This is a genomic window from Sphingobacterium zeae (assembly GCF_030818895.1).
Lineage (GTDB): Bacteria > Bacteroidota > Bacteroidia > Sphingobacteriales > Sphingobacteriaceae > Sphingobacterium > Sphingobacterium zeae.
Window position 1 is genome coordinate 5,033,931 of sequence record NZ_JAUTBA010000001.1, and the last position, 11,858, is coordinate 5,045,788.

General features: G+C 40.7%; 9 protein-coding genes. 5 read left to right on the forward strand and 4 right to left on the reverse strand.

Annotation, left to right across the window (positions count from 1 at the left end):
• Positions 1-29: 29 nt before the first annotated feature.
• From QE382_RS21140 to QE382_RS21150, 3 genes are read right to left on the reverse strand one after another with little or no spacing between them, the layout of a single operon-like run.
• Positions 30-2,219 carry a 4Fe-4S dicluster domain-containing protein gene (locus QE382_RS21140; RefSeq protein WP_307187644.1) on the reverse strand — a complete coding sequence of 730 codons (2,190 nt, stop codon included), beginning with the start codon at positions 2,217-2,219 and terminating at the stop codon, positions 30-32.
• Entirely contained in the window at positions 2,197-3,045 is an 849-nt protein-coding gene (locus QE382_RS21145) for a TAT-variant-translocated molybdopterin oxidoreductase (RefSeq protein ID WP_307187645.1), read from the reverse strand. The genes QE382_RS21140 and QE382_RS21145 overlap by 23 nt, the downstream gene beginning before the upstream one ends.
• 37 nt (positions 3,046-3,082) lie before the next feature.
• The gene (locus QE382_RS21150) at positions 3,083-4,345 is read right to left on the reverse strand and encodes a cytochrome c3 family protein (RefSeq protein WP_307187647.1); all 1,263 of its coding nucleotides are present in this window, start codon (positions 4,343-4,345) and stop codon (positions 3,083-3,085) included.
• A 525-nt stretch (positions 4,346-4,870) separates the two neighbouring features.
• Between QE382_RS21150 and QE382_RS21155 the strand changes: the two genes are divergently transcribed.
• A complete protein-coding gene (locus tag QE382_RS21155) occupies positions 4,871-5,251 on the forward strand; it encodes a methionine-R-sulfoxide reductase (protein ID WP_370877886.1) in 381 nt (126 codons plus the stop codon).
• Here QE382_RS21155 and QE382_RS21160 read toward each other — a convergent pair.
• Entirely contained in the window at positions 5,241-6,251 is a 1,011-nt protein-coding gene (locus QE382_RS21160; protein WP_307187648.1) for a LacI family DNA-binding transcriptional regulator, read from the reverse strand. The genes QE382_RS21155 and QE382_RS21160 overlap by 11 nt on opposite strands.
• A 148-nt stretch (positions 6,252-6,399) precedes the next feature.
• Between QE382_RS21160 and QE382_RS21165 the strand changes: the two genes are divergently transcribed.
• The 4 genes from QE382_RS21165 (at position 6,400) to QE382_RS21180 (ending at position 11,816) form a co-directional block, all read left to right on the forward strand.
• Complete coding sequence (locus QE382_RS21165) at positions 6,400-8,682, forward strand: GH92 family glycosyl hydrolase (RefSeq protein WP_307187649.1); 2,283 nt, start codon at positions 6,400-6,402, stop codon at positions 8,680-8,682.
• A 77-nt stretch (positions 8,683-8,759) separates the two neighbouring features.
• Positions 8,760-9,086 carry a DUF493 domain-containing protein gene (locus tag QE382_RS21170; RefSeq protein WP_145327846.1) on the forward strand — a complete coding sequence of 109 codons (327 nt, stop codon included), beginning with the start codon at positions 8,760-8,762 and terminating at the stop codon, positions 9,084-9,086.
• 293 nt (positions 9,087-9,379) lie between these two features.
• A complete protein-coding gene (locus tag QE382_RS21175; protein ID WP_307187650.1) occupies positions 9,380-10,135 on the forward strand; it encodes a BT1926 family outer membrane beta-barrel protein in 756 nt (251 codons plus the stop codon).
• A 22-nt stretch (positions 10,136-10,157) separates the two neighbouring features.
• The gene (locus QE382_RS21180; protein ID WP_307187651.1) at positions 10,158-11,816 is read left to right on the forward strand and encodes an IPT/TIG domain-containing protein; all 1,659 of its coding nucleotides are present in this window, start codon (positions 10,158-10,160) and stop codon (positions 11,814-11,816) included.
• Positions 11,817-11,858 lie beyond the last annotated feature (42 nt).

Here is an 11,858-nt window from a genome sequence, read left to right on the forward strand (position 1 = left end):
AGTATTTTTATTTCAAATATTGTACAAGATTACGCCTCAAAAGTGTTTCTAACTTTTGTCATATAACCGATACCCGGTTGAACATTGATTTCCTCAAGTACGTAATAAACACGCTCGTTGCGTAATGCTTTGGATACTTCTGACGCTGGATCATTGGCATCTCCAAAGATGATTGCATTTGCCGAACATGCTTGTTGACAAGCCATTTGGATATCGCCATCTTTTACTTTGCGATTTTCAATCTTAGCTTGTAATTTACCTGCTTGGATACGTTGGATACACATTGAACATTTTTCCATTACCCCACGTGAACGCGTTACAACATCTGGGTTTAACACCAATTGTGTAAACTCATTGTTCAAGTAGTTGTCAAAGCGGGAATCATTCCAGTATGCAAACCAGTTGAAACGACGCACTTTGAACGGACAGTTATTCGCACAGTAACGTGTACCAAAACAACGGTTATATGCCATGTGGTTCAAACCTTCTGAAGAGTGTACTGTTGCCAATACTGGACAAACCGTCTCACAAGGTGCGTGACCACAGTGCTGACATAACATCGGTTGGTGAACAACAGTGACATCTTCGAAATCTAAATCAGCCGAAGCTTTCGCAATTTCTTTCTCTTTTGTGAGATCTTGATCTTTTCCTTCGATGGTATAGTAACGGTCGATACGTAACCAGTGCATCTCACGACGACGACGAACCTCATCACGACCTACAACAGGGATGTTATTCTCAACGTTACAAGCAACGATACAAGCACCACAACCTGTACATGCGTTCAAGTCGATCGCAATCACCCATTTGTGACCCGGTTGCTCATATTTGTTCCACAAATCGTACGTTTTGTGATTATCTGTAAAGCGTCCTGCCTCAGAGTTAGGATCTTTCAAATATTTCGCAAAGGTAGTCTCACGAATAACGTTACGACCTTCGATCGTGTGGTGTGTCTGTGTTTGTGCCAATTGGTAAGTACCAGAAGCTTTCGCTACAGTTGCTTTTGCAACACCTTGAACAGTACCATTGATGATAGAAGCAAAAGGGAATGCGTTTTTACCAACTTCATTACCTGCTTTACCAACTTTTGTACGGCCATAACCTACAGCAACTGAAACTGTTCCTTGTGCTTGACCTGGTTGTTGTACAACTGGCAATTCCAATTCAACACCATTTGCTTTTACAGTTACTTTACCATCTTCACCCAAACCTAATTTCTCAGCATCTTTCGGGTTAAGAGCAGCATAGTTATCCCAAGTTACTTTAGAAACTGGGTCAGGCAATTCTTGTAAATAAGCGTTGTTTGCGTAGCGACCATCACGAAGCGCAGAAGGCTCATAAAGTTTCAATTCAAACTCACCTGCAATCGCTTTGCTTGATGCCTCAATTGCCGAAGCCGCTGCTGCAGCATTCCCTGTAAAAGCAGGAGCTGTTGCCGCCTTGGCACCTTTATATTCAAAACCAGTCTGCAATACAGCATCCCAGTTTTTCGTAGAACCCGCTAAGATTTGTGTAGACCACAGATTCTTAACAAAGTTGTACATATCGGTATTATTTCCAGCCCAAGTCAACAAGCTTTGCTCCACTTGACGTGTTTTGAAAACAGGATTAATCGTTGGTTGGATAATTGAATACAACCCTTCTTTTGGATTAGAATCACCCCAAGACTCTAAGAAAGTACTTGCTGGAGCAATAGCAGTCAATTCAGACGCTGTTTCATCCGCACGCTGCGCGAATGACAACGTGAAAGGAATCTGCTTCAATGCAGCTTTCACATCCTCTGCTTTGAAGTAATCATACACCGGGTTGCTGTTCAAGAAGAACGCAACGCCAACTTGTCCAGATTTCGCAGCAGCTAAGAACGCCTGGAACGAAGAATCCGAACCTTGGTATTGTTTAGAATAGTTATCCAGGTCGATGATGGTACCATAAGCACCCAATGCAACGTTGATTGCATTCACCAATACCTGTACATTGACATCGTTAGATCCAGCAACAACAACAGCCGCGCCTTTGCTATTCACCAATTCTTTGGCCGCTAATGCGACACCTTTTTGAGCTTTTTTGTTTGCAGTTGCTCCAGCCAATGATTGACCAGTAATTGCATTATACAAAGCGATTAAGGTAGCCCCCTCTTCCGAAGGTTTGATAGCGATACGAGCATCAGCATTTGTACCCGTCATGGATAGACCAGATTCAAATTGCACGTGACGTGACATTTTTCCGTTTTTCCAACGATTTATAGTCACGATTTTTAGCGTATTGCTGTGTATGCTCCTCACCTGCCAACCAAGTTCCTAAGAAATCAGCCGCAACAGAAACAATCACATTTGCATTTTCAAAATTATAGGACGGAACTACTGCTCTACCAAAAGAAGCCTTATTCGCTTCAATAATACCGCTGTAAGATACAGCATCGTATTGTACATGGTTAACGGTAGGGAATTTCGTTCCGAAAGCAGTAATAGCTGCCAACGTTGAAGGACTGTTTACCGTATTAGAAACGATCGTAATTTGCTTACCAGAAGACGCCGCAGCATTTAACGCTTTAACAACTTCCCCATCCAATTTAGACCACTCCACATCTTGACCTTTCAATTGTGCCTGTTTCAATTTGGACTCATCATATAAATCCAATACAGAAGCAGCTGTTGTTGAATCCAAACCTTGGTTCAAACCAATTGCATTTGGGTTAGGCTCAACATTGATCGGACGACCTTCGCGTGTTTTAACCAAGATACTTTGACCGTTGAACGTCGAAGCATAATAGTTAGGGATACCTGGAGTTACCTCTTCAGGTTTAATCAAATAAGGAACTGCCTTATGCACAGGAGTACGGTTACAAGCCGCTAAAGAAACAGCACCCAAACCAAATCCTAATGCTTTCAAGAAGTCACGGCGAGGAGTTTTTGTGCTCAAGCCAGCTTCATTTAATACATCTTCTACAGGAATAGATTCGGCAAACTCACCCTTGCTTCCTTCAACGAAAGCAGGAGTTTGATTTAACTCTTCCAAACCTTTCCAATATTTTTTATTGCTATCCATTTAAGCTGTATATAAGATTGCGTATTTCAAATAATTATTAATAGTGACATTTACCACACTCAAGACCACCGATCATGGCTGCAGTCATTTTTTCACCCTTCTTAATTCTTTCGTGTGCTTTAATCAAATCTTCATAGTATTTGTTATCCGACTTGATATCTGTCTTTTTGTGACAATCAACACACCATTTCATCGTCAATGGAGAGTATTGATACACCTCTTCCATATTCTGAATTGGACCGTGACAAGTCTGACATTCCACACCAGCCACTACAACGTGTTGTGAGTGATTGAAGTAAGCAAAATCAGGCAAGTTGTGGATACGAACCCATTGAATTGGTTTCGGATTATTACCGTAAGTACGCGTTTCAGGATCCCAATCCAAAGCACGGTAGATTTTAGCAATTTCCGGAGAAATTTCACCGTCATAATGCTCTGAAGCAGTGACTGTATTGTGACAGTTCATACATACGTTGGCCGACGGAATAGACGCATTTTTAGACTTAAATGCACCACCGTGACAGTATTGACACTCAATTTTGTTAACACCCGCGTGGATTTGGTGCGAGAATTTAATTGGCTGAACCGGCTGATAGCCTTGGTGAACACCAACATTCCACATCGTCTTCCAACCGCCTACAGCTAATAATGCAACCAACATCAAGACCGTAAAACCAACCAGTTTTTTGTTTTTAACGAATGCTTTCGCAAACTTCACAAAACGCTGATTATCTTCTGGTTCTTGCTGCGCTGCAATAGCTTCTTGGTTTTTAGCAATTACATTTTCCAGCGTACGAATCACACGATTCAATACAACGATAACCACCACAGCTAAAACAACAACTGCGATCAAGCCCAAAATCATGAACATCGACGCATTATCATCTTTAGCACCAGCACCACCATTGTTTGCATCTTTCGGTTTCTCCTTAGACGCATCAGTAATATACGCTAATACCGATCTAACCTGATCATCAGATAAATCAGTAAAAGAAGTCATCACAAGTTTGTTGTTCTCTTCGAAGATTTTAATTGCCTCAGCATCGCCAGAAGCAATTAACGCCTGAGAGTTCTTGATCCACTTGATTAACCAAGCTTCGTCTTTCGTCTCTGGAATCCCTTTCAAAGCAGGACCAACCACTTTTCTGTCAATGGCGTGACAGGATGTACACTTAGATTTGAAGATTTTTTCACCTTCCTTGACATCTTGCGCATGCAACGTCGTAACGGCAAATAATAGCATCAAACTCGTTGACACCACCCTCGCAAGGCTTCCCAAAACGGATGAGATAGTTCTCATATTTAGCACTTTATACTATTTATTTGTGAATGTAAAAAATTAACTCCCATGGTTAAAGGAGCCACTACCCCCCTAACAATGCCACAAAAGTATGATTTATTAATAAATCGCTGACAATTTTGTGACCTTTAATATCAATTTATAATCATTCTAAACAAATGCGTTTAAACAAGGATAAAATAACATTTCGCTATTAAAGTAGTTCCATCGCTACAACTTTTCATTTGGATAGCCAATCAAATATAAGACAATTCCATGACAGTTTAAAATATGTAAAAATGCAACACTGTCATTTATACAAATGGTGTATTTTTAGCATGAATTGCGTAACTTTAAAAACAGGAATCAATAGCCCTTCAGCGTTAAGTTGCAAGCTTAAAAAAACTATTCTTTAATTGTTTGTAAAGACTTTGGCAACGATTCCTGCTGCAGTTATATCATATGAGGTATTAACCAAGCGAAAACAGGAAGGTTCAACATATACCTGCTCTGCATATCACTACACTTAAAACAAGCACAAAAGAGATGGAAGAAAATAAAAAGTACAATCCGTTGAGTAAAGAAGAGGAATTTGTTATTGTACATAAAGGAACCGAACGCCCATTTACAGGCGAACTTTTAGACAATAAGCACAAAGGAACGTATATCTGCCGCCGTTGTGACAGCCCACTATACCGATCGGAGTCAAAATTTGAATCTGGCTGTGGCTGGCCAAGTTTTGATGATGAAATTCCTGGGGCAATCACACGGATCACCGATGCCGATGGTCGCCGCACTGAGATTCTTTGTAGTAATTGTGGCGCGCATTTAGGCCATGTATTCCTCGGAGAGGGCTTTACGACAAAAAATACGCGTCACTGCGTTAATTCAATTTCAATGAAATTTGTAGGCGATCCTACAGCGTAACTTTTACTTTGGTCGACTCCCGGACCTTCAGTTCACAAGGCAACACCATTTTACGTGTTGCTTTTATTTTGCCTTGAAGACGAAGCAGCAGAATATTGATCAGGTTCTCTGCAATATCCTTAATCGGCTGCGAAACCACCGTTATAGCGGGTTCGACCAATTTAAAGGCTGTATGATCGTCAAATGCAATCACCGCAGGCATCACAAAGTTGTACTTTTTAGAAGCCTTCAGTCCAGAAATAGCCAAATAGTTTGTGGAGAACAATACAGCATCCAGCCTATTTTCGCAGATAAACTCGCGCAACGCTTCCATGGCCTCTTCGTCCGATGCATCCATCTGGATCTTTTGAATAAAACTTTGTTGCTTATTATTGTCCATCGCTTTCAGATATCCCTCAGAGCGTTCCTTCATCTGGGTCTGATCGGAATAGAGCGACACAAATCCAATACGTTTATACCCCTGTTGACACAAATGGTCACTCGCATCAAAAGCCCCCTGAAAATTGTCGGCCCCCACATAGTCCGTTTCAAGCCCGGGGAAATACCGGTCAAAAAGTACCACTGGAATATTATTCTGCTGCAACTGCTTTACCGTATCTTCCAGTCCATCGGATGGGGTAATAATAAAACCATCTACCTGTCGATCGTAAAACATCTGGATTAATTCCTTCGCTTTTTCTACATCATTGTTCGTACTACAATAAATAATACGATACCCCTGCTCATAGACCTTACTTTCGATCAGGCGTGCTATATTACCAAAAAAAGGATTGGAAATATCTTCGATAATCAAACCCAGAATCTTCGTCTTCCCCGTGCGGAGACTCTTGGCCAATTCATTGGGTTTATAACCCACTTTTTTGACATAGTCCAGCACCCGTTTAGTCAAAGCCTCACTAATACGCTTTTCTTTGGCCTTATCATTTAATATAAAGGACACAGTAGTGACAGAAATCCCCAACGCCTTTGCGATATCACTGATCAGAATACGTTTCTTCATGTAGTAGTAGTAGGTTTGTTAAGTTTTTTATTTCGAAGATTACTAAAGTAAAAAATTTAACGACAATTTACTAAAAATAATAATAAAATTGCGCTAAAAGGTTTTATTTACTAATTTTAAGCAGTTTTCAAATACCCGAACAAAACCTATGATAGGAAATAAACTACTCAAAACAGTGTTGGGCACACTAATTTTGCCATTTTGCGCGCAAGCCCAGCAAAATCTCACACAATATGTCAATCCCTTTATTGGGTCTGCAGACCATGGCCACGTCTTTGTCGGTGCCAATGTACCTTTAGGTGCAGTGCAACTAGGCCCAACTCAAATTCCACAGATTTGGGACAAGTTCAACGGATGGGATTGGTGCAGTGGCTACAATTACAAAAGCCAGGAAATTTTGGGTTTTACCCATACCCACCTAAGCGGAACAGGTATCGGCGACCTCAACGACCTGATGATTGTTCCTGCTAACGGAAAATTACAATTAACACCAGCGGAATTCAACAAAATGAGTACCGGTTATGGATCTTCTTTTAAAAAGGAAAATGAAGTCGCCAAACCTGGTTTCTATAGTGCTTATTTGGATGACTACCAGGTGCAGGCCAATTTGACGGCAACAGAACGAGTGGGCTATCATCAATACCGTTATGAAAAAACGGACAATGCCCATATTTTGGTCGATTTAGGTTACCACATCAATTGGGATAAACCGACAGACACCTACATTAAACAGGTGAACGACTCGACCTTCGTTGGTTATCGCTTTTCAACAGGATGGGCCACCGACCAAAAGTTATATTTTGCGATCAGAACTTCCCAACCGATACAGAAAGTAAGATTTTTCGACGGAAAGGAAGAAAAATTAGGCCAAACAACATTTAAAGGACAGGCAATCAAAGCGGCTTTATTCTTCGATGCTGTTAAAAACAAAACCATCGAACTCAAAGTGGGTATTTCCCCTGTTAGTTCGACCAATGCGCTGAATAATATCAACGCAGAGATTCCAGGCTGGAATTTTGAAAAAGTAAAGCAAGAGGCAGATCAACGTTGGAACAAAACATTAAATAAAATCCAGTTCGAAGCAGATAAAGACACAAAGACCATCTTCTACACCGCGCTGTATCATACCTACTTTGCACCTACTATTTTTAATGACGCAAATGGAGACTATATGGGCACGGATAAACAGGTTTATGAAAAACAAGATTTTGTCAATCATACCGTATTTTCCCTTTGGGACACCTACCGTGGCCTTCACCCGCTGATGACCATCTTGGAAGACCGCAAGATCAACCAGGATTTTATCAAAACCATGTTGGCTATCTATCAGCAACAAGGTAAATTGCCCATGTGGCATTTACAAGGTAATGAGACCAATACCATGGTGGGATTACCGGCAATTCCAGTCATTGCCGACGCTTTCTTAAAGGGGATCATTGACGAGAAAGATTATCCATTGGTCTGGGAAGCAGTTAAGACAACAGCCATGGGTAATGACCACGGACTGAAATATGCGCGCGAACTGACTTACATTCCGATAGACAGCATGCCTAACGAATCTGTCGCTTGGGCCCTTGAGTATGCCATCGCAGACTTTGGTGCTTACAAGATTGCGGAGAAACTTGGAAAAACCGAAGATGCCGCTTACTTCAAAAAACGCTACAAACTATACGAGCAGTATTTTGACAAAGAAGTAGGCCATTTTGTCGGTAAAAAAGCCAATGGTGAATTTCGTAGGCCGTTCGATCCTTTGATGGCTAAACACCGCGAAAATGATTATTGCGAAGGTAATGCTTGGCAATATACCTGGCTGGTACCTCAAGACGTCAAAGGTCTGATCAACCTTTTCGGTGGTGAGGAGAAATTTTTGAAAAAACTGGATTATTTTACGACCATGTCATCCGATCTTGGTGGTGAAGCCTCTCCAGATATTTCAGGACTGATTGGCCAATATGCGCAAGGCAACGAACCAAATCATCATATCCCTTACTTGTATGCTTACGCCGGACAACCTTGGAAAGGAGCAGCTTTAGCACGTAAAGCGATGACGGAGTTTTATACAAACAGCCCTGCAGGCCTTTGTGGAAACGACGATGTAGGCCAAATGAGTGCCTGGTATGTATTTTCAGCAATGGGTTTCTATCCGCTAAATGCCATGAGTGGTGTTTATGTCTTTGGCTCGCCTATGATGCAGCATGCTAACATTAATTTACCGAATGGCAAAACAATGGCAATCGATGTTAAAAATCAAGGTAAATCTAATCCATACATCAAGTCGATCAAATTGAATGGAAAACCATACTCTAAAACGTTCATTACACATGCACAGCTTTTAGAAGGTGGACAGATGGAAATCGAGATGAGCGCTACGCCAAACAAAAACTTTGGTAAGAACAAAGCCGATTGGCCTTCAAGCATTGACAATAATTAACTGAAAAATTGTCAGTAAAACATTAGTGGATTAATATTTGTTAACACCTTAATAACATAATTAAGGAGAAACAAAACATGGCAGATTACAAAAACATCAATATACAAGATATCCCCGATGGAGGTGATAATCCAAAAGACTTCTATGAAACTTTTAAAGAGCGTTTAGAAGACTTAGAAACATTTCCAAAGGATTATACGTACAAGTTTATCTTACCAAAAGATCAGGATCACTTCAATCAAATCCAACGTGTATTTGATGACACAGGTGCTCAGTTTGATTTTAAGGATTCCAAAACAGGTAAGTATACTTCAATTACGGTAAACTTGAACGTAAAAGACGCCGACCAGGTGATCTACTTCTACAAAGAAGTGGCGAAGATCAAAGGTGTTATCATGTTATAAAATAAACAAAACAGGCTGTCGGATCGACAGCCTGTTTTGTTTATCTTTATTCACCTAAAAAATACATACCCTCAATAAAGTTGGCGCTCCTCGCACTGACATTAAGAATCAATTAACAACTAAGCATTTACCCATAATTTCTTGTTGTTGCAAAGTATGCAACATACGGTATTCAATCCACACCAAAAGATTTACGTTGATCATCTCCCCTATCGTAGCAATTAAAACTTTAACAAAAGGTTTGAAAACAGCATATAAAGCGCTATATTTATCCCGTTAGTTTAATATATTTTATGAAAAGAATCTTATCGGCTATCCTATTATTAGGAGTGGCCCGTGTTGCCTATGCGCAAACCCCTGTTGACAACCAAAACGAAGGCATTAAATCAAAAAAAGGCAGTTTTGTTACCGAACTGAATTTCAACCCCTTTAAAGGAAATCTGAGCTTAAACAATGCACTAAATCAGATAAAAGGAAGGTATTTTATCCAGGACGATCTTGCTTTGCGTTTGGGAATTGGAATTGACGTACTCGATTCCGCCGCAAATTATGGTAACCCTTATGGTACAAACGGCTATTTTAATTCCAATAACAGAAAAAGTACAGCACTTGATATCAATTTTGGTATAGAAAAGCATTTTAAAGGCAGCTCCAGACTGTCGCCCTATATTGGCTTTGACATCTCCATAGGTTCAAAAACAACCAAACAGGAACTATCGACCAGCGCCTATACAATGAATTTAAAGAATGCCACGATGGAGGTAATCTATCAACAGACCAACAATGGATATTATACGTCGATGCAGTTGGTTCCAAATGGTTATACAAGATTTGGAGGCTACGCAGTTGCAGGTTTTGATTTCTACGTATCCAAAGGACTGTTTGTTGGATATGAGTTTAATTTAGGTTATTTACACACAAAGTATAAAAAACCTGATGTTACAGTGACCGGAACTGACCCTGGTTATGGCTCTTATATTTCAGAAATCAAAACCAAGACATTTAAGAGTGCTTTGGTGAATGGTGTCAGAGTAGGATATTCATTTTAAAAACGGTAGCTAATTGATTATTATGAAAGGGACTAAAATACTTTGTATTGTTTTTATCTTGTTATCTGGGGTGATTTTTTCCTGCAAAAAGGATGATTTTACGCCTCCTGCTGTGCAAACCTTATCCATTACAGCACTATCATCCACCTCATTTGAGGTTGTTGGAAACATTGCGAAAACAGGCAGTGAGGAGACTCTAGAATACGGCTTTATTTATAATTCAACGCAAGAAGTTGGGGAAAATAAGGGCATAAAAGTTTCACTGGGCAAAGATGCTAAAGAGGGAGAGTTTCGTAAACAGATTAGGGTGGACAGTGCGTTATCTAACTACCACAATACCATCTGGGTGAGATCCTACTTACGGGATTCCAAGGGTACTGTTTTTGGCGCAATGCTGAATATCAATCTACCCAGTTCTTCAATGGGAGACATTACACCAAAAATGGCCATGTCGGGCGACATTATCAAAGTTGTGGGAACATTTTTCGATGCGACCATCAATAATACCGTTGTTACGATCGGCAATGTCAGGGCGAAGACTGTATCTGTAAGCTCAACCGAAATAAGTGCGGAGGTACCTAGCGGTATACAAGCCAGCCATGGTAATTCTGTCAACGTTTCCATAAAGATTGGATCCACTCCAGCCGGCAATAGCTCCTTACAGATGCTAGCAAATTATAAAGATTTCTCACCCAAATCGGGTCCAGTGGGGTCAGAATTGAAATTTACCGGAGATAATCTACCCGATTATTATGGCAGTTCAAACATTCAGGTTGAAATGGGAAATCAACCGATTAATCCCACATATTATTACTCAACAGTCAATGTACCCTTCACCGCCAAGGAAAGCTCAGATCTTGCGATAACCATTAATGGAAAGAAAAAAGTATTAGGAACCTTCACCGTCACTCCGCCAGTGATCAGTGAACTGTCGCCCGAGTCGGTTTATCCAGGACAGGCTATCCTAATCCGTGGCACTAATTTTCCGCCAATGAGCGATGGTGGCGAAGGACGCCCTTTAGTGAAACTTGGTACAGGAAGTTACACGGATGTTTCGTTCTACGACAGAAATACCTACCATTACACTATACCTGATAATGTTTCAGAAGGCGATCATTCCCTTTATTTGAAGGTAGGCCCTCACGAAGTACAAGCTCCAAGAAAATTAAAAATTATGGGTTATTCAGCCACGAACTTTGCTCCTAAGTCAGGCAGTTCATTGCAGCTGATCAATATTACTGGGAATTTTATTTCAGGAACTTGGTATACGGTGTATTTTGGTTCAATACAAACGGGTGGTACAGCCACTTCTGCTACAAATCTGCAGGTAACTGTTCCTTATGGGATGCCCGAAGGGAATGTAAAGATTAGCATTGAATTTCCAAACAAGCGAGTCACTGTTCCTGGTGAATTCGAGATCGTGGGTCCCTCCTTTACTTCCTTCAATCCGACATCTGCCGTACCTGGAACAGTATTAACGATCAAAGGAACGGGATTTGTCCAAAACTACGATACCGTTGTAAAATTCGGTTCAATAGCAGTAGCTCCCAATAGCGTTTCTTCCAATACCATATTGGTAACGGTACCTTCCAACGTGTCTCCGGGCGCAATGAAATTAACCGTCGTTACAGCTGGACAATCTGTGACACATAAAGATAATTTCACCTTGTTGGACAAATAGTATTCGCCTGAATAAGTTCCCGATATTCATTGGGAATTTTCT